At 49.7% G+C, this 17,262-nt stretch carries 18 protein-coding genes and 1 riboswitch; of the genes, 2 read left to right on the top strand and 16 right to left on the bottom strand.

Features of this window, described 5'->3' with window-relative positions:
* Positions 1-43: 43 nt before the first annotated feature.
* The 11 genes from folA to HCN83_RS12030 all read right to left on the bottom strand — a co-directional run bounded on the left by folA (position 44) and on the right by HCN83_RS12030 (position 10,418).
* The gene (folA, locus tag HCN83_RS11980; protein ID WP_168007607.1) at positions 44-547 is read right to left on the bottom strand and encodes a type 3 dihydrofolate reductase; all 504 of its coding nucleotides are present in this window, start codon (positions 545-547) and stop codon (positions 44-46) included.
* The gene (locus tag HCN83_RS11985) at positions 544-1,338 is read right to left on the bottom strand and encodes a thymidylate synthase (protein WP_168007609.1); all 795 of its coding nucleotides are present in this window, start codon (positions 1,336-1,338) and stop codon (positions 544-546) included. Before HCN83_RS11985 ends, folA begins: the two co-directional genes overlap by 4 nt.
* A 13-nt stretch (positions 1,339-1,351) precedes the next feature.
* Entirely contained in the window at positions 1,352-2,725 is a 1,374-nt protein-coding gene (locus tag HCN83_RS11990; RefSeq protein ID WP_168007611.1) for a 5'-nucleotidase C-terminal domain-containing protein, read from the bottom strand.
* 16 nt (positions 2,726-2,741) lie between these two features.
* Positions 2,742-3,566 (bottom strand): sulfite exporter TauE/SafE family protein, encoded by an 825-nt coding sequence (locus HCN83_RS11995; protein WP_168007613.1) that lies wholly within the window; start codon positions 3,564-3,566, stop codon positions 2,742-2,744.
* Positions 3,567-3,598: 32 nt separating this feature from the next.
* Complete coding sequence (locus HCN83_RS12000; protein ID WP_168007615.1) at positions 3,599-4,465, bottom strand: DUF72 domain-containing protein; 867 nt, start codon at positions 4,463-4,465, stop codon at positions 3,599-3,601.
* Between the two features lie 124 nt (positions 4,466-4,589).
* Complete coding sequence (gene sufB / locus HCN83_RS12005; RefSeq protein WP_168007617.1) at positions 4,590-5,987, bottom strand: Fe-S cluster assembly protein SufB; 1,398 nt, start codon at positions 5,985-5,987, stop codon at positions 4,590-4,592.
* A gap of 130 nt (positions 5,988-6,117) precedes the next feature.
* Complete coding sequence (gene sufU / locus HCN83_RS12010) at positions 6,118-6,564, bottom strand: Fe-S cluster assembly sulfur transfer protein SufU (RefSeq protein WP_168007619.1); 447 nt, start codon at positions 6,562-6,564, stop codon at positions 6,118-6,120.
* Positions 6,551-7,774, bottom strand: a complete 1,224-nt coding sequence (locus tag HCN83_RS12015; protein ID WP_168007621.1) for a cysteine desulfurase — start codon at positions 7,772-7,774, stop codon at positions 6,551-6,553. The genes sufU and HCN83_RS12015 overlap by 14 nt, the downstream gene beginning before the upstream one ends.
* A gap of 2 nt (positions 7,775-7,776) precedes the next feature.
* A complete protein-coding gene (gene sufD, locus HCN83_RS12020) occupies positions 7,777-9,084 on the bottom strand; it encodes a Fe-S cluster assembly protein SufD (RefSeq protein ID WP_168007623.1) in 1,308 nt (435 codons plus the stop codon).
* A gap of 25 nt (positions 9,085-9,109) precedes the next feature.
* Positions 9,110-9,889, bottom strand: a complete 780-nt coding sequence (gene sufC, locus HCN83_RS12025) for a Fe-S cluster assembly ATPase SufC (protein WP_168007625.1) — start codon at positions 9,887-9,889, stop codon at positions 9,110-9,112.
* 385 nt (positions 9,890-10,274) lie between these two features.
* On the bottom strand, positions 10,275-10,418 hold the full coding sequence (locus HCN83_RS12030; protein WP_168007627.1) for a hypothetical protein: 144 nt from the start codon (positions 10,416-10,418) through the stop codon (positions 10,275-10,277).
* A 988-nt stretch (positions 10,419-11,406) separates the two neighbouring features.
* Here HCN83_RS12030 and HCN83_RS12035 point away from each other — a divergent pair.
* Entirely contained in the window at positions 11,407-11,637 is a 231-nt protein-coding gene (locus HCN83_RS12035) for a hypothetical protein (protein ID WP_168007629.1), read from the top strand.
* A 229-nt stretch (positions 11,638-11,866) separates the two neighbouring features.
* On the opposite strand, the gene HCN83_RS12040 is transcribed toward HCN83_RS12035, so the two are convergent.
* From HCN83_RS12040 to HCN83_RS12060, 5 genes are all read right to left on the bottom strand, one after another.
* Positions 11,867-12,820, bottom strand: a complete 954-nt coding sequence (locus HCN83_RS12040; RefSeq protein ID WP_168007631.1) for a MetQ/NlpA family ABC transporter substrate-binding protein — start codon at positions 12,818-12,820, stop codon at positions 11,867-11,869.
* 19 nt (positions 12,821-12,839) lie between these two features.
* On the bottom strand, positions 12,840-13,508 hold the full coding sequence (locus HCN83_RS12045; protein WP_168007676.1) for a methionine ABC transporter permease MetI: 669 nt from the start codon (positions 13,506-13,508) through the stop codon (positions 12,840-12,842).
* 7 nt (positions 13,509-13,515) lie between these two features.
* Positions 13,516-14,541, bottom strand: a complete 1,026-nt coding sequence (locus HCN83_RS12050; protein ID WP_168007633.1) for a methionine ABC transporter ATP-binding protein — start codon at positions 14,539-14,541, stop codon at positions 13,516-13,518.
* Positions 14,542-14,694: 153 nt separating this feature from the next.
* Positions 14,695-14,803: riboswitch (SAM riboswitch) on the bottom strand.
* 337 nt (positions 14,804-15,140) lie between these two features.
* Positions 15,141-15,524 (bottom strand): glycine cleavage system protein GcvH, encoded by a 384-nt coding sequence (gene gcvH, locus HCN83_RS12055; RefSeq protein WP_168007635.1) that lies wholly within the window; start codon positions 15,522-15,524, stop codon positions 15,141-15,143.
* A gap of 91 nt (positions 15,525-15,615) precedes the next feature.
* Positions 15,616-15,972: a Spx/MgsR family RNA polymerase-binding regulatory protein gene (locus tag HCN83_RS12060; protein ID WP_168007637.1), complete on the bottom strand. Its 357-nt coding sequence runs from the start codon at positions 15,970-15,972 to the stop codon at positions 15,616-15,618.
* Between the two features lie 141 nt (positions 15,973-16,113).
* On the opposite strand from HCN83_RS12060, the gene HCN83_RS12065 reads away from it, so the two are divergent.
* Positions 16,114-17,247 carry an FAD-dependent oxidoreductase gene (locus HCN83_RS12065; RefSeq protein WP_168007639.1) on the top strand — a complete coding sequence of 378 codons (1,134 nt, stop codon included), beginning with the start codon at positions 16,114-16,116 and terminating at the stop codon, positions 17,245-17,247.
* Positions 17,248-17,262 lie beyond the last annotated feature (15 nt).

The following is a 17,262-nucleotide window of genomic DNA, read 5'->3' on the forward strand; positions in this document are numbered from 1 at the left end:
CGTGAGGTATCTACCAAATATTCATTATGACTGTGGAATCATATCACAGATTTTGCCCGTCATCAACCACTCTCTCCAAAGTCTGAAAAGTGTGAGGATGCTGATTTTTTTCATCCGTCTGACCGGTTTTTTCTGCCGTCACGGCCCACTCCTTTTCGTCGAATGCAGGAAAGAACGTATCCCCTTCAAATTCGGCATCAATTCGCGTCAGGTACATTCGTGCCGCATAGGGAAGAAACATTTCGTACAGCTCTGCTCCGCCCATAATGACGACTTCTTCGTCTTCCGCTGCAAGCGCGAGGATCTCGTTCATGTCACTGAGCGCTTCGATTCCTTCATGCGAAAACGAGCTGTTTCGCGTCAGGACGATATTTCGCCGTTTCGGAAGCGGTCTGCCGATCGATTCAAACGTTTTCCTTCCCATCACGACTGTTTTATGGAGCGTCGTCGCTTTAAAAAAGGCCAGATCTCCCGGAAGGCTCCAAGGCATGCCCCCGTCTTTGCCGATGACTCTGCCGCGGTCCATCGCTGCAATCATCGAAATCATACCGATACCTTCCCTTTAATTGCCGGGTGCGGATCATAGCCGGACAGCTCAAAGTCGTCAAACGTGAAGTCTTCGATTCGCTTCACGTCCGGATTTAGCGTCATGACAGGCAGTGGACGCGGGTCACGGGACAGCTGCTCTTTCACCTGCTCCACGTGATTGTTGTAGATGTGTACATCTCCAAACGTATGCACGAAATCTCCAGGCTTCAAACCGCATTCCTGGGCAATCATCATCGTCAGCAGAGAATAGGAGCCGATATTAAACGGCACCCCGAGAAACACGTCTGCCGAACGCTGATAGAGCTGACAGGAGAGCTTTCCGTCTGCCACATAAAATTGAAACAGGCAGTGACACGGCGCAAGCGCCATCTGGTCTAGCTCGCCAACGTTCCAGGCGTTGACGACCATCCGCCGTGAATCCGGATTTGTTTTGATCGTTTCAATCACGTTCCGGAGCTGGTCGATCTGTCTGCCGTCCGGTGCCGGCCAGCTTCTCCACTGTCTGCCGTATACCGGTCCGAGATCTCCGTCTTCCCCGGCCCACTCGTTCCAGATTCGCACGCCGTTATTCTGCAGGTACTTCACATTCGTATCGCCCTTGATAAACCAGAGTAGCTCGTAAATCATCGCTTTTACAGCCATCTTTTTTGTCGTCACAAGCGGGAAGCCTTCTTCCAGGTTCATGCGCATCTGGTACCCGAACGTGCTGATTGTGCCCGTTCCAGTCCTGTCTTCTTTAGCAGTTCCGTTCTCAAGGACATGCCTGCATAAATCGTGATAGGTTTTCATGAGAATCCTCCTTTTATTTCGTCACCGGTGACGCCTTTCCATATGTCGTTTCCAGCTTCCAGGCAAGCACGTCACGTAAAAATTCCGGCATAAAGTACTGTTTCGAATGAAGATCGTTCATCAGCGGATAAAGGTGACTGAACGTGAATAAATCCGGAACCGCCAGACTGTATATACGGCGGTCCTCAATCAACCGCTCGGCATCTCCATTTATAAAGCCTTCCCTTCCATAAAAAGCTGTCATTCCAAGCACCTTCCCTCGAAAACCATAGCCTCGCAGGCGGTAGTGAATCATTGTTTCCTCATTGGAAAGGCGGATGATCTTCTTTAAGTCGGTTCCTTCGATTTTCACAACAGCCGGATTAATCGGATGCGGACAAATCTGGTGCAGATGGTGCCGCGTAATCTGACCTGCAGGTAGACTGTTTAATAAAAGTCCCGCATTAAACATAGCGGCGTCTGCACCGCACCATTCCCGCAGACCTTGTGCAGCAAGAGCAGTCAGCGGAGACGGTTCATACCAGGAGACGTGCAGCGCCTCCGGAAGCTCAGCGACCGGATGATAAAGCTGAGGCAGCGCTTCGGCCTCCAGCCGCTCCAGATGACGTCCTGTTTCACCGTCTCCTTTCACACCCTTCACTTCATGCGTATGAATATTCTCCACGTGTACAGGACTTCCCTGCTCTGCTTTTATCGAGATTTCGCCGACATGTGAAGCGGAACGGCCGCACTGATGAATCCACGTCTGATGATGAAGCTCCCCGTTCTCAAGGACGTGGTGCGTATGTGCCCCCAGAATAATCGAGATATCCGGAAATGCCTCGGCCAGTTCGCGGTCAAGCCGCAGGCCGAGGTGAGACAGGCAGATGATACCGTCTGCCTTCAGCTTCATTTCGGGAAGAAGTCCGCCCATTTCTTTTAGCGGATCCTCCACTTTCCAGCCCAGTTCTTCGTAAAACTGATAAAACGGAATCGTTAATCCAACGACCGCAAGCCGGTATCCGTTTGGGAGCGTATACAGCTCCCAAGGCTTGCACCAGGCAGGCCGGGAACCATCCGGATGAAACAGGTTTGCAACGAGCACATCAAAATTCGCGTTTTCATAAAGGGATTCCAGCGCCTTTTTAGGAAGCGTGATTCCTTCATTGTTGCCGATTGTCACCGCATCATAGCGCATTTCGTTTAACAGCTCAGTATTTCCCCGCCCCATCAATCCTTCTGTTAATGGATGAACTCTGTCACAGTGGTCCCCTATATCATATAAAAGCACGTGTTCTGCTCTTGCCTCTGCTTCTTTTCGTTTCTGCTTCAGCAGCGCAGCGGCAGAAGGCCACTGGTCCAGCTCGCTGTGAAGATCGTTTGTATGCAGTATCGTTACTGTCGCCACGCAGAGACCTCCTTTATTATAGCCCGGTGATGCCTTCATAAATCAGCCTGATTCCGATCAGCAGAAGCACGACGCGCAGGGCAAGGACGAGCGTATCGCTTTTCAAACGCCGGTTGATCCACGCTCCGATTTTACCGCCGAACCAGGCCCCCGGAATAAGAGCAGCTGCGTACACCCAGTCGACGTTTCCGAGGGCTACGTGCGATGCAGAGCTCACGAGCGCAGACAGGAAAACGAGAAACATGGAAGTTGCAACGGCAAAATGAGGCGGAAACGCAAAGAGAATGATCATCGCGGGCACCATGAGCGAGCCTCCGCCAATTCCGAAAAGTCCGGAAAACATGCCGACAAAGAAAGCGATTGAAATGCCTAGCCACGCTTCATAGCCATATTCCCGGATCGTGCCGTCCGGCTCGCGGAAGGTCCTTTTAATGCCTCCCGGGCGAAGCGGAATCGGCTTAATCCGATGCCGGATCAGCAGAATAAACGATACGATAATGATAAACACACCAAAGGCGATTAAAAAGCTTGCAACATCAATGCCGCTGTTCAGCCAGACGCCAAACAGCGCTCCGGGTCCGCTGCCTGCAAAAAACAGCAGTCCGCTCTTCAAGTCAACCACCTTCTGCTTCATGTAAGCGAGGGTGGAGGACAGACCGGTAAAGATCATCACAAGCAGCGATGTTCCTACTGCTGTCTGCGGTGTGATTCCGCTCAGCAGTTCCGTATAGCCTCCCAGCACCATCAGTGCCGGTACAATAATAATGCCTCCCCCAAGGCCCATGACGCTGCCGATTATCGCAGCAGCAAGACCGAGGACGGCAAGTGCAATCCATTCCATCCGTAACGTACTCCTCTGTAAAGCAGCGGATGTCAGTCTTCGTTATCAAATAATCCAAGCTGCTTTGGAGCCGGACCCTTTACCGGCAGTCCGGCCATTTTCTGCAGCCGCTTTGCGTTGCCGGCTGCGTGACCTCCTGAATTGTTGTTAAATACGACTGTCACCGTGCGTGATTGGTTCGTTAATTCCTGTATTTTTTCGAGTATATCGTGGAGTTCTTCTTCGTTGTAGTCATACAAATAGCGGACTTCCCGCCATTTCTGTCCCGGTGCAGGTTTTTGCCAGGCTGCTTTGTTCCGCCCGTGCAGCCTCACCAGCGTATGGTCTTCCTGCGTGGCCTCTCCTACCCATGGAATCGACCGTTCACCGATCTGCGGTTCATCACAGACGCTGTGAATCCAGTTGTCCTGCTTCATGTAGTCTAGCGTTTTTTCCTTGTACGCTTCTTCATACCACGAGGCATGACGAAATTCGAGAGCCGCCGGAAAAAGCCGCAGCTCTTCCCGGAGCCACTTTATGTATTGCACGTGCTTTTGTGTGCAGTCAAACCAGGGCGGAAATTGACAGAGCACATAGGCGAGCTTGCCGGCTTCCAGCATCGGCTTAAACGCAAGCCTGAAGGCTTCGAGCATTTCCTCCCGTGAATCAAACGGATTTTTGCCGCGCTGATGGCCGGTCATACCCTGATAGGCTTTAGGGATAAACTGAAAACCTACCGGCGTCTCACTGATCCATTTCTGAATGTTTTTTGCAGGCGGCACGGCGTAAAAAGACGAATCCAGTTCAACTGCCGGAAAGTGGCCGGCATATGCCTCCAGCTTGGATGCTTTCGATGGAAGATCCTCGTACAGCGAGTCATGGTCCCCCCAGCCGGTCAGTCCTACATCTATTCTGCCCATGATACCTGCTCCTTTCAAGTGCTTTTTCGCTTATTTGCTCTGACCTTCTTTTCCCCGGGAAGAGAGAATTCGAAACAAAAAGCGGATCCGCCGACAGGCAGATCCGCTTCAGAGCAAATGCGTCTTAACCGATTGAACCTTCCATCTCAAATTTAATGAGACGGTTCATTTCAACCGCATATTCCATTGGAAGCTCCTTCGTGAATGGCTCAATGAAGCCCATTACGATCATTTCTGTAGCTTCCTGCTCGGAAACACCGCGGCTCATCAGATAGAAGAGCTGCTCTTCCGATACTTTGGAAACAGTCGCTTCGTGCTCAAGCGAAATGTTGTTGTTTAAAATTTCGTTGTACGGAATCGTATCAGACGTTGACTCGTTGTCCATGATGAGCGTATCACACTCAATGTTGGAACGGGAACGCTCTGATTTACGGCCAAAGTGCACGATCCCGCGGTACGTTACTTTACCGCCATGCTTGGAAATGGACTTCGATACGATCGAAGAAGAACAGTCCGGAGCAAGGTGATGCATCTTAGCACCAGCATCCTGATGCTGACCTTTACCTGCAATCGCAATGGAAAGAACGTTTCCGCGTGCACCGCGGCCTTTCATCACGACAGCCGGGTACTTCATCGTCAGCTTCGAACCGATATTTCCATCGACCCACTCCATTACGGCATTTTCTTCCGCAACGGCACGCTTCGTTACCAGGTTGAATACGTTCGGTGCCCAGTTCTGAATCGTCGTATAACGGCAATAAGCGTCTTTCTTTACGATGATTTCAACAACGGCACTGTGGAGAGAGTTCGTTGTATAAACCGGTGCTGTACAACCTTCCACATAGTGCACGGAGCTGTCTTCATCCGCGATGATCAGCGTACGCTCGAACTGACCCATGTTCTCTGAGTTAATTCGGAAGTAGGCCTGAAGCGGCGTGTCCGTTTTAATTCCCTTAGGAATATAGATAAAGGAACCGCCGGACCATACGGCAGAGTTCAGCGCAGCAAACTTGTTATCTGATGGAGGAATGACTTTACCGAAGTGCTCGCGGAAGATTTCTTCATCTTCTTTAAGCGCTGTATCGGTATCCTTGAAAATGATACCCTGTTCGGTCAGTTCTTCCTTCATGTTGTGATACACAACTTCAGATTCATACTGTGCAGACACACCAGCAAGGTACTTCTGCTCTGCTTCCGGAATACCAAGCTTGTCAAACGTGTTCTTAATTTCTTCCGGCACTTCATCCCAAGAACGCTCGGAACGCTCGGACGGCTTCACGTAATACGTGATCTCATCAAAATCGAGCTCGGAAAGATCGCCGCCCCACTGAGGCATCGGCATCTTATAAAATTGTTCCAGTGACTTCAGTCGGAAATCGAGCATCCACTGAGGTTCATCTTTAATCTTGGAGATTTCGCGCACGATCTCTTCGGTCAGACCCTTTTTCGAACGGAAAATCGAAACGTCCTTATCCGAAAAGCCGTACTGATACTCTTCCATTTCCGGCATTTTCTTCGCCATGGTGAAACCCTCCTTATAAATCTATCTGCAAAAAAACAGCACTGACGGTCTGTTCGTTCCTGTTCATTCAGGCGTTGTTAAACGCTGTAGGTTCATTTTACATCATATCGGCATCACTTACAAAAAACGACTATGACTGATCCTCTTCTTCAAGTCCCTGTTCCATCGCTTTCCATGCGAGAGTGGCACATTTAATCCGCGCCGGGAATTTCGCAACGCCCTGCAGCGCTTCGATATCCCCGAGATCAAGGCCTGCTGTCTCAATTTCTTTTCCGAGCATCATGTCAGAAAAAAGACTGGACATCCGCAGAGCATCGTCCACCGGAAGGCCTTTAACTGCCTGTGTCATCATCGACGCGGAAGACATGCTGATGGAGCATCCGTCCCCAGTGAAAGCAGCTTCGGCGATGTGACCGTCATCGACCTTCATCTGAAGCTGAATACGATCGCCGCAAGTCGGGTTATTCATGTCAACCGACAGCGTATCGCCTTCAAGCACTTTTTTGTTACGCGGATTTTTATAGTGATCCATAATTACCTGACGGTAGAGTGTGTCCAGCTGATTACCCAAAGACATCGCCGAAATACTCCTTTGCTTTGTGAAGAGACGCGACGAAGCGGTCCACATCTTCTTCCGTATTATAAAGATAAAAGCTAGCTCTTGCCGTTGCTGTCACATCCAGCCACTTCATGAGCGGCTGTGCACAGTGATGACCTGCGCGGACAGCGACACCTTCAGAGTCGAGAACGGTAGCGAGATCGTGCGGATGGACGTCATCAGCGTTAAAGGTGATGATTCCAGCTCGGTCTTCCGGTCCGTAAACCGTTACACCGTCCACGTCTTTAAGCTGCTCAAGCGCATAGCGCGCAAGCTTTTTCTCGTGAGCCTCGATGTGGTCAAGACCAATTTCCTCCAGGAAATCGATTGCTGCTGCCAGTCCGATGGCCCCGGCGATGATCGGTGTGCCGCCTTCGAATTTCCACGGGAGCTCTTTCCACGTCGAGTCATACAGGTCAACAAAATCAATCATCTCACCGCCGAATTCAACCGGCTCCATGTTTTTCAGCAGCTTCTTCTTGCCGTAAAGCACGCCGATACCGGTTGGTCCGCACATTTTATGACCGGAAAAAGCATAAAAGTCTGCATCCAGCTCCTGAACATCGACCTTCATATGCGGTACCGACTGAGCACCGTCCACGACCATCACCGCACCATGGCGGTGAGCCGCTTCTGTCAGCTCTTGAATCGGATTTACGGTGCCGAGCACGTTTGAAACGTGCATGACCGAAACGATCTTCGTATTATCCGTGATCGTCTCTTCAGCTTCTTCTATCGAAATAGTGCCGTCTGGCTGCAGCGGAATATACTTCAGCTCCGCTCCGGTTGCTTTCGCCAGCTGCTGCCATGGAATAATATTACTGTGGTGTTCCATCGGGGTGATGACAATCTCATCTCCAGGTCCGACGTTCTCTTTTCCGTAGCTCGATGCAATCAAATTGATCGCTGTCGTCGTGCCGCGAAGAAAGATGATTTCTTCCATGCTGGAGGCACCGATGAACCGGCGAACCTTTTCACGGGCACCTTCGTAGCCGTCCGTAGCCATTGAACCGAGTGTGTGGACGCCGCGGTGAACATTCGAATTGTAGCGGTTGTAATAGTCCTCTACTGCTTCAATGACCGAGGAAGGCTTCTGGGAAGTCGCTGCGCTGTCAAGATAAACGAGCGAATGACCGTTTACCTCCTGGTCCAGAATCGGGAAACGTTTGCGGACGTCCTGCACATTCATAATCAGTACACTTTCCTTTCAATCACGTCGTACAGCTGCTCTTTTACAGAGTCGATTGGAAGTGCGCCCACAACCGGCTCCAGGAAACCGTGAATGATCAGGCGCTCTGCCTCAGTACGGCTGAGTCCCCGGCTCATCAGGTAAAACATCTGCAGCGGATCGATTCGTCCGACAGATGCAGCGTGGCCTGCCGTTACGTCGTCCTCATCAATAAGAAGAATCGGGTTCGCATCGCCGCGTGCTTTTTCGCTCAGCATCAGAACGCGTTCCGTCTGCTCTCCGTTTGCTTTTGTAGCGCCGTGCTCAATTTTCGAAATACCGTTAAAGATCGACGTGGCTGCTTCCTTCATGACACCGTGCTTCAGGATCTGGCCGTCTGTATCTTTTCCAAAATGGATCACGTTCGTCGTAAAGTTCTGAATCTGCTTGCCGCGTCCGATGGATACCGTTTTCGTGTCGCCATAGGAACCTTGTCCGTGCAGATACGTTGTATTTTCAGATACTGTATTTCCGTCATTCATCTGACCGAGTGCCCAGTAGAGCTTCGCGTCGATGCCGCTTACGTAGCCGCGGCGGTTCACGTACGTTGTGACACTGTCCGTCAGGTTATCAACGGCCCCGTAGCGAACGACTGCTCCATCACCGACGTACACTTCTGAAACGATGTTGGCAACAGCAGCATCGCCGGAGCCTTCGCTCAGGTAGTTTTCGATATACGTAAGGCGGCTGTTCGCCTCTGCCACGATCAGCACGTGGTTGAACAAACCGAAGCTGCCTTCATGAGCGAAGATAGCCTGAAGCGGTGCTTCCACTTCGACACCTTCCGGAACATAGATGAATGCTCCGCCGTTAAGCAAAGCAGCGTGTGCTGCTGTCAGGCTGTGTTCATCTGAAGATACAGCATCCTGCATGAAATACTTCTGAACGAGATCTCCATGTTCTTTTACCGCAGTAGCCATATCGGTGAAAACGACGCCCTTTGCCTTCAGCTCGTCCTGAACGGACCCAAACTGAGTCACGCCGTTTTTCTGCGTCAGCAGGTTGCCAACGTCCGCTTCTTCTCCTACAAGCGTGCGGACAGCATCAGACAGTCCGCTGTAGGAAGAAGTCGCTTCTGTATCTGCATCATATGAGAAAGAAGTGAAGTTCCACTTCGCAATCTTCGTTTTATCCGGCTTCGGAAGCTCGAGCTTCCCTGCCTTATCAAGCGCTGCAAGACGCTGGTCTGTGAACCATTTCGGCTCATCGCGACCTTGGGAAAAGCTTTGCAGCTGCTGTTCTGTTACTGGAAACGTCAATTCCGTTGTCATAGTCTACATCCTCCTCCTGCAGTGATTACTGCCCAACCGTTTCGTCTTCGATACCGAGCTCTTCTTTAATCCAGTCATAACCCTGCTCTTCCAGCTTCTGAGCAAGCTCAGGTCCGCCGGATTTCACGATGCGGCCCTGCATCATAACGTGAACGAAGTCCGGCTGAATGTAGTTGAGCAGACGCTGATAGTGCGTGATAATCATGCAGCCGAAGTCGTCGCTGCGAAGTTCGTTGATTCCTTTTGCTACTACTTTCAGTGCGTCGATGTCCAGACCGGAGTCAATTTCATCCAAAATAGCGATTTTCGGTTCAAGCATGAGCAGCTGCAGAATTTCGTTCCGCTTCTTTTCACCGCCGGAGAAACCTTCGTTCAGGTAACGGTGCTGGAACGACTGGTCAATCTCAAGCGTGCCCATCTTTTCATCAATCTTACGGATGAACTGCATGAGGGAAACCTGGTCATCTTCGCCGCGGTCTGCGTTCATAGCAGAACGGATGAAGTCTGCGTTTGTCACACCAGATACTTCACTTGGATACTGCATCGCCAGGAAAAGTCCGGCGCGAGCACGCTCGTCAACTTCCATTTCAAACAGGTCTTCACCATTGAACGTTGCTTCCCCGCTCGTTACTTCATAGTTAGGGTGTCCCATAAGGGCAGAGGCAAGTGTTGATTTACCTGTACCGTTTGGTCCCATGATAGCGTGAATTTCGCCACCTTTTACTTCAATGCCGAATCCTTTCAGAATTTCTTTTTCCTCGATGGATACGTGCAGATCTTTCACACTCAGGCTTGGCTTAGTCATGAATGATACCTCCATATTTTTTGAAAGTTAGTTTATAGACATGTTATAATAAACGCTGTGCCGCAGCACGTTTCTATCATAACATAGGAACCTTCAATAGATTCTCAAATTATTTTCATTCTAATCTTATCTTATCTATTAACTGAGTTCAAGGAAAAGAGATAAATTCATAGTAAGTCAGCTGTATCAGCTAATCCGGAAGTTTTATAACATCCTTTTTACTGAACATCCCAGCTTGTACATTCTCAATAGAATGTGCTTTTTTAATTGTAATTGATAATCAATCTTAATTAAAAGCGCTATGTTTCGCGCAGCACATAAAAAGCATGCCTGGAGACTTCTGTCCCGGCATGCTTTTTTTCATGTATAGGATGGCTGTTTTGTTCTATCCGTGAAGAAACTGCTGTACGATTTTCTGGCTCTCTGCATACTCCTGATCCCTTGCAGCTTCTACCTGCATTCTGTTCTCAAGCTTGGAATTATATTCTCCGTAGCACATTCCGTGGGATGACTGCATTGCCTTTTCCATTTCTACAGTGTGTTTCGTCGCAATAAGATGGATAGCTCATCACATTCCTTCCAGATAATTTGTCCTCTTGGTTTAAGGGATGCTTTAAGTATAGTATGGAATCGTATGTGAACCAATGCGCATGGAACGTTATATTTTCTGACAATTCACTTTCCTTACTCATTTTCCGGATTCAAGTCGTCTATCTGTACATTTTGGCATATTTTCTCTCATATGCTCTGCATTTCACAAATGAAGCGCTTACATAGTGACGTACTTGTCTATCCCTTGGGCCCGTAAGGATCCCAGCTTACGCCTCCCCTCCTTGAAAAGGAGGAAAACCTCCCTTTTCAAACGCAGGAAGCTAGGGCATGAAAAAAACCTGGTCATAGGAAAAGGCGTCTTTTTGAGAAGGAAGTCTTTGAAATGTGGATTAACATAGAAACACCCATTTACGATGACGCACCTCTCTTTCGCTTATCTGCCTAACTTGCGCACTTGCCCGCAGCTGTTCCTCTGCATGAATTCGTCGTACATTCGAGCGGGTGCGGCTTTTCAGGGCGCAGTGTTGCTTTAGCTGCGAGTTCAATTGCTTTTGGATCATACATTTCCGGCAGCTGACCTTATGCCATCGAATTATAAACGCATAGAGAGAAAGGATGTTTTGGACAGACGGAAGACCGCCCTTCAGGTGAAGGACGGTCCCCAGGCTGTTGAAAAAGTCTTTCAACTTACCTATCTATTCGTTTGATGGTATTTCCCCTCTGTTTACCGGCGGAAGCTTGACGTGGGCTTGTCTTCAGCTATTTCTCAGGGTGACCCCTGGATCAAAAGAAGAAGGGCACGGCTTCACTCGGACACAGGCTTCTCGCGAGAAGCCTTTAAGACCCGGTCCGGCTCCACTCGCGCTTTTCATGCCGTTCAAGATCGAACGGCTATGAGGCTTCACTCGGACACAGGCTTCTTACAAGAAGCCTTCAAAAGCCAGTCCGGCTCCGCTCGTGCGTTGATGCCGTTCGCAGATCTGAACGGCACTGAATCTTCAGACTGCTTGTTGCGCCTCCGCCGGACACATCGGGGAAACGGCTCTGATTCGTGGAGAACAACGTCACAACAGGCAGACGCGACTGCTTTCATTCCATTTATCATGAATTCGATGAAGGACGGGCATCCCTATTTAACATCGAAATGTATTCGATCCTGTATTGAAGCCGATCGTGCCTTCATAACGAGCACATGAAACGCACTGCAAGCTGCCGGCATCGAAGGATCTCGACTCCGGGAGGATCAGAACGAGGCGAAGATCCAGCGATTCCCACAGCAGGAGGAATCGGTTAGCTGAGCCCGTTCCCTCCGGAAAGCGAGTGTCCGCAGATACAGGCAGATGCAATCTTATTTACCTAAAATGACTTTATCAACACTTTGAAGACCGCCCTTCAGGTGAAGGACGGTCCTGGTGGATGACGTCATTACTCGGCTGGAATAACGGCGCCTTCGTATTCTTCTTCAATAAAGTCACGGACATCGTCAGAAAGCAGGACATCGACGAGAATATCCGCTCGTGGATCTTCTTCGTCTTCACCGCGGACAGCAATGACGTTAGCATACGGATTGTCTTCAGCGGATTCCAGGGCGATCGCATCTTCCTGTGGATTGAGTCCTGCATCAAGCGCGTAGTTCGAGTTGATCAGAATCGCATCTGCTTCGTTGTTCTCGTAAGCAGTCGGCAGCAGTGCTGCCTCTACGTTTGCCTGGAAGTTAAAGTCACTCGGGTTTTCTGCGATATCGTCGACAGTTGCTTCAATACCGACACCTTCCTCCAGCGTAATAAGACCTTCTTCTTCAAGCATTGTCAGAATACGTCCGTGGTCAGCTACGGAATCACTCATGATAATATCTGCACCTTCCGGCAGATCCTCAAGCGTATCGTAGTCCTGAGAATAAAGACCGATTGGCTCGATGTGAATGCCGCCTTTGTTTACGAAGTCGTAGCCGAACTCATCAATTTGCGATTCGAGATACGGAACGTGCTGGAAGTAGTTCGCGTCCAGCTCTCCTTCATCGAGCGCCTGGTTAGGAAGAATGTAGTCGTTAAATGTCACAATCTCAAGCTCAATGCCTTCCTCTTCAAGCATTGGAGCGGCAAATTCCAGAATTTCAGCGTGCGGAATATTGGAAGCTCCTACCGTAAACGGCTCGAAATCTTCGGCAGCTTCTTCGTTTCCTGCATTAGCATCATTTTCTTCGTTCGCTTCGTCAGCATTATTGTTCTCAGCCTCACTGTTGTTTTCTACGTCCTCGACGTTGTTGGCGTTATCGCCGCTGTTGATCTCGGTCGTGTTATTATTTTCTCCTTCTCCGCACGCTGCTAGAAAAGCGAGTGAAAGAGCACTGATACCTGCGAGTTGAATAGTTCGTTTCATTTGATTCATTCCTCCTGATTTATCGTTTGTCTATTTTATTCGTAATCATATCGCCGATGAACTGCAGGGCAAATACAATTACAAGAATAATCACTGTTGCTGTAAGCGTAATTTCCGGATTGTTTCGCTGGAAGCCGTCGCGGAAGGCAAGGTCCCCAAGTCCGCCGGCTCCGATGACACCTGCCATTGCCGTATAGCTTACGAGTGCAATCGCAGTTACTGTGATACCTGATACGAGCGCAGGCATCGATTCCGGAAGCAGTACTTTACGAATAATCTGGCCATTGGTTGCACCCATCGCTTTCGATGCTTCAATAACTCCTTTATCGATTTCCCGAAGAGCAATCTCCACCATCCGTGCATAAAACGGAGCTGCCCCGATGATCAGCGCCGGCAGTGCAGCAGACGGACCGAGAAAGGTTCCGACGATGGAGCGTGTAAATGGTATGAGCAGCACGATTAAGATAATGAACGGAATCGATCGGAATATATTGACATATGCCCCAATCACAAAGTGTGCGGCTTTATTTTCCCAAAGCTGCTTTCGATCGGTTAAAAAGAGAAGCAGTCCAAGTACAATTCCAAAAAGAAAGGTAAACAGCAGTGCAACGACGGACATATATAAAGTTTCAACCGTTGCATTCCACATGTTATCCCAGTTCACATCTCCGAGAAATGCTGCTTGTATCAGCACATTATCCACCGTGGATCACCTCCACTTCTACTTCCTGCTCGCGGATATAGGCGACCGCCTGCTGAACGGTTGCTGATTCCCCGTTCATACTGACAAACAGCGATCCGTAAGAGCCGTGCTGCGTCTGCGAAATTTTCCCTTGCAGAATACTAATGTCAACATCAAACTTGCGCACAACGTCCGTAATCAGCGGCCGCTGAGTATCGCCTCCTACAAACGTCAGCTGCAGCACGTGGCCAATTCCTTCTCTGTCCAGGAGGTGGTTCAGCGCCTCTTCCGTTTCTTCCGGCTCCGTAACCTGCTTCACGAATTCTTTCGTCATCGCCTGCTTTGGACGCCGGAAGATATCAAGCACGTCTCCCTGCTCGACAATTTTACCTGCTTCCATCACTGCAACCCGGTGACAGATTTTCCGAATTACGTGCATTTCATGCGTGATCAGAACGATCGTGAGTCCAAGTTTTGCGTTTATATCAACGAGCAGATCAAGAATCGAGTCCGTTGTTTTCGGATCCAGCGCAGACGTTGCTTCGTCGCACAAGAGGACTTTCGGATCGTTAGCAAGCGCACGTGCAATGCCGACCCGCTGCTTCTGTCCCCCGCTGAGCTGGGACGGGTAAGAGCCTCCCCTGCCGTCAAGACCGACGAGCTGGATCAATTCATCAACCCTTTTTTTCTGATCCTGCTTTGATACCCCTTTAATTTCGAGCGGAAATGCAATGTTTTCTGCAACGGTACGCGACCAGAGCAGGTTAAAGTGCTGAAAGATCATGCCGATTTCCTGGCGGGCTTCTCTCAGCTTTCCTTTGGATAAACTGTGCATCGGCCTGCCCGCTACATCCACTTCACCGGAAGTTGGCGCTTCAAGCATGTTCAGCATGCGGATCAGCGTGCTTTTTCCCGCACCGCTGTAGCCGATCACACCGAATATTTCTCCTTTATCAATTGTCAGATCAATATCATCCACCGCACGGACATCGCCGTCCTTTGTATGGAAGATTTTCGCGAGCTTCGAGAGCGTAATCAACTGAGAAACCCCTTTCCATCTATTTGCAATTAAACAGACCTCTTTAGTCTATTTAACGCACAGACGCGTTTAAGCAAAAAAATATTACATACGAAAAAAGCCCTTCTGCCAAACAGATGAGCAGAAAGGCTTCCTTGTGAAAGAAAAGCTTTCTTCTCATCTGCCGGATGATCGTCATCCGCAGGAATTGGCACCTTCTGTACGCCTGTACAGTGGTTGCCGGGTTTCATCGGGCCAGTCCCTCCACCTCTCATGATAAGAAGAGTATTCGTTTTTTTCGTCTGTTATGGATGTTATCACTGCGTTTTAGGGTTGTCAATAAAAAAGATTGTGCCCTCAAGTAGCTGTTACATCTCCGCTCCAGCTTAGTCTGTTTCCCGTCAATACATCTGTATGCCTGTAATCATCAGAAGGTATTTATCACTTTATTGAAGACCGGAACAGAACGATCACCAGGATTTCCGGATCTGCATGATAAGACGGCTGCCCATATTATGAAAACAAAAACCGGACTATCCTGAAGCTCTGATACGAGCTTCAGCAGATAATCCGGTTTTTCATGTGTTTAAACGCTTTTACCCAAGCTTCATTAACAGAAACTAGTCCTGATCAATCATATTCTGGTAGGCATCCGCGTCCATCAGCTTGTCGACGTCGCCCTGACTGGACACTTCCACGACGACCATCCACGCCTGCTCATACGGAGATTCGTTCACGAGCTCTGGAGAATCTTCCAGTTCCTCATTGATTTCAACGACTTTTCCGCTCACTGGTGCGTAAAGCTCGGAAACGGTTTTAACCGATTCGACGCTTCCAAATGGCTCATCTGCCTGAAGTTCATCTCCAACTTCCGGCAACTCAACGAATACGATATCTCCTAACTCACTCTGGGCGAAATCAGTGATTCCGATTCGTACTTTCCCGTCTTCTTCTTTGACCCATTCGTGCTCTTCTGAATACTTATAATCCTTTGGCAGGCTCATGCTCCGGATCCCTCCATCTGCGTAGTAAGTAAACAAACACTTCCTCTTCCACTATAATATAACAGTCGCGGACACCGCAACCGGCGGAAGCTTATTTCCAGGTTTTCTCGTAGTCCGCTTCGCGGAAGCCGACCGTTACTTTTCCATTTGCTGCTGCAATCGGACGTTTGATCAGCATGCCGTCTGACGCAAGCAGCTCCAGCTGTTCCTCCTCAGACATGTCGGATAGCTTGTCTTTTAATCCAAGCTCGCGGTATTTCTGACCGCTTGTGTTGAAAAAGCGCTTTAAAGGCAGACCGCTCTGTTCGTGCAGCTGTTTCAGCTCATCTTTGGAAGGCGGATTCTCTGCAATATGTACCTCTTCCAGTTCGACTCCTTCACCTTCCAGCCACTTTTTTGCTTTTTTACACGTCGTGCATTTCGGATAATGATAAAACGTCATGCTCATCGCTCTCACTCCTTTCCTCATTAAGTTTACCGTATCTTGCGCGATTGTTCTATCTTCTGTTGCACACGTAACGTAATTTCGATATACTTTTCACAAATCGTAATTATTTCGTTTTAAGATGATCATTAGGAGTTGATTGGAATGAAGCACGTTTCCTGGCTCATCGTTGGAGGCGGTATACAAGGCATGACGGCAGCTGTTCATCTGCGCCGAAAGGCCGGCATTCCCGCTGACAAGATTGCTGTCATCGATCCGCATGCCGAACCGCTTGCTGTATGGAAGGAACGGACGGAAAAAATCAGAATGCCCTATTTGCGCTCCTCGTTTGTTCACCATCTGTCACCGGATCCGCTGGAGCTCGAGAAGCGGGGGGACAGCTTTCTCGGCCGCTACAAACGTCCTTCCCGCTCCATGTTTTATAACACGTCGATGGATCTGCTTCACGAAGCAGGCCTGCAGAACAGCTGGATTCAGGATACCGTTGTGAAGGCTGAAAAAAGCAAGGACGGCTGGAAAGTGTACGGGAACAACACGATCGTTTCGACCACGAACCTGCTTTTAGCTCCGGGCGGCGGCAGTAAGCCTATAATTCCGGAAGCTCTGCAGCCCCACGCTGTGCATGTCTATGACCCTGCTTTTGATCCGGCAGCTGTAACCGGCAGAGCCATCGTTGTCGGCGGCGGAATTTCAGCAGCTCACACGGCTGTTTTTCTGGCAGAGCAGGCAGACGCTGAACCGGTTCTGCTGCACCGCAGGCCTCTGCAGGTTTCCCAGTTTGACAGTGACCCAGGCTGGCTTGGTCCGAAGCGGATGCAGGCGTTCAGCCGTATGGACGACCGCAGTCGCCGGACGTGTCTGCATCAGGAGAGACGGACCGGCTCGATGACACGTGAACTCTTATTTAAGCTGCGCAGAATGGAGCGCGCAGGCAGGCTGACGATATTACAGGATGAAGCGGTAAGCTCTACGCGTCATGAGGACGGTATGATAGAGCTTGCACTTTCATCCGGATGCAGTCTCCAGGCTGAAACGGTCACAGCCTGTACGGGCTTTTCCAGAGAGCTTCCCGGCTCATCCTGGCTCAAACCGCTCATTGAGGCATACTCGCTTCCTTGCGCAGACTGCGGGTATCCAAAGCTTTCCCCATCGCTTATGTGGACAGACCGCCTGTATGTTACCGGTGCCTTAGCTGAACTGGAAATTGGTCCGTCAGCGAGAAACATTGCCGGTGCACAGCGCGCTGCCAGAAGAATCGTCGAATCTGCAAGCATGTGAAAACCCCGATCCGCC

Source organism: Alkalicoccus luteus (genome assembly GCF_012034335.1).
Taxonomy (GTDB): domain Bacteria; phylum Bacillota; class Bacilli; order Bacillales; family Salisediminibacteriaceae; genus Alkalicoccus; species Alkalicoccus luteus_A.

Bases quoted from the DNA above. Each gene is read 5' to 3' on its own strand.
- folA (WP_168007607.1), bottom strand. From the start codon at position 547: ATGATTTCGATGATTGCAGCGATGGACCGCGGCAGAGTCATCGGCAAA.
- HCN83_RS11985 (WP_168007609.1), bottom strand. From the start codon at position 1,338: ATGAAAACCTATCACGATTTATGCAGGCATGTCCTTGAGAACGGAACT.
- HCN83_RS11995 (WP_168007613.1), bottom strand. From the start codon at position 3,566: ATGGAATGGATTGCACTTGCCGTCCTCGGTCTTGCTGCTGCGATAATC.
- HCN83_RS12000 (WP_168007615.1), bottom strand. From the start codon at position 4,465: ATGGGCAGAATAGATGTAGGACTGACCGGCTGGGGGGACCATGACTCG.
- sufB (WP_168007617.1), bottom strand. From the start codon at position 5,987: ATGGCGAAGAAAATGCCGGAAATGGAAGAGTATCAGTACGGCTTTTCG.
- sufU (WP_168007619.1), bottom strand. From the start codon at position 6,564: ATGTCTTTGGGTAATCAGCTGGACACACTCTACCGTCAGGTAATTATG.
- HCN83_RS12015 (WP_168007621.1), bottom strand. From the start codon at position 7,774: ATGAATGTGCAGGACGTCCGCAAACGTTTCCCGATTCTGGACCAGGAG.
- sufD (WP_168007623.1), bottom strand. From the start codon at position 9,084: ATGACAACGGAATTGACGTTTCCAGTAACAGAACAGCAGCTGCAAAGC.
- sufC (WP_168007625.1), bottom strand. From the start codon at position 9,889: ATGACTAAGCCAAGCCTGAGTGTGAAAGATCTGCACGTATCCATCGAG.
- HCN83_RS12030 (WP_168007627.1), bottom strand. From the start codon at position 10,418: ATGGAAAAGGCAATGCAGTCATCCCACGGAATGTGCTACGGAGAATAT.
- HCN83_RS12035 (WP_168007629.1), top strand. From the start codon at position 11,407: ATGCCGTTCGCAGATCTGAACGGCACTGAATCTTCAGACTGCTTGTTG.
- HCN83_RS12040 (WP_168007631.1), bottom strand. From the start codon at position 12,820: ATGAAACGAACTATTCAACTCGCAGGTATCAGTGCTCTTTCACTCGCT.
- gcvH (WP_168007635.1), bottom strand. From the start codon at position 15,524: ATGAGCCTGCCAAAGGATTATAAGTATTCAGAAGAGCACGAATGGGTC.
- HCN83_RS12060 (WP_168007637.1), bottom strand. From the start codon at position 15,972: ATGAGCATGACGTTTTATCATTATCCGAAATGCACGACGTGTAAAAAA.
- HCN83_RS12065 (WP_168007639.1), top strand. From the start codon at position 16,114: ATGAAGCACGTTTCCTGGCTCATCGTTGGAGGCGGTATACAAGGCATG.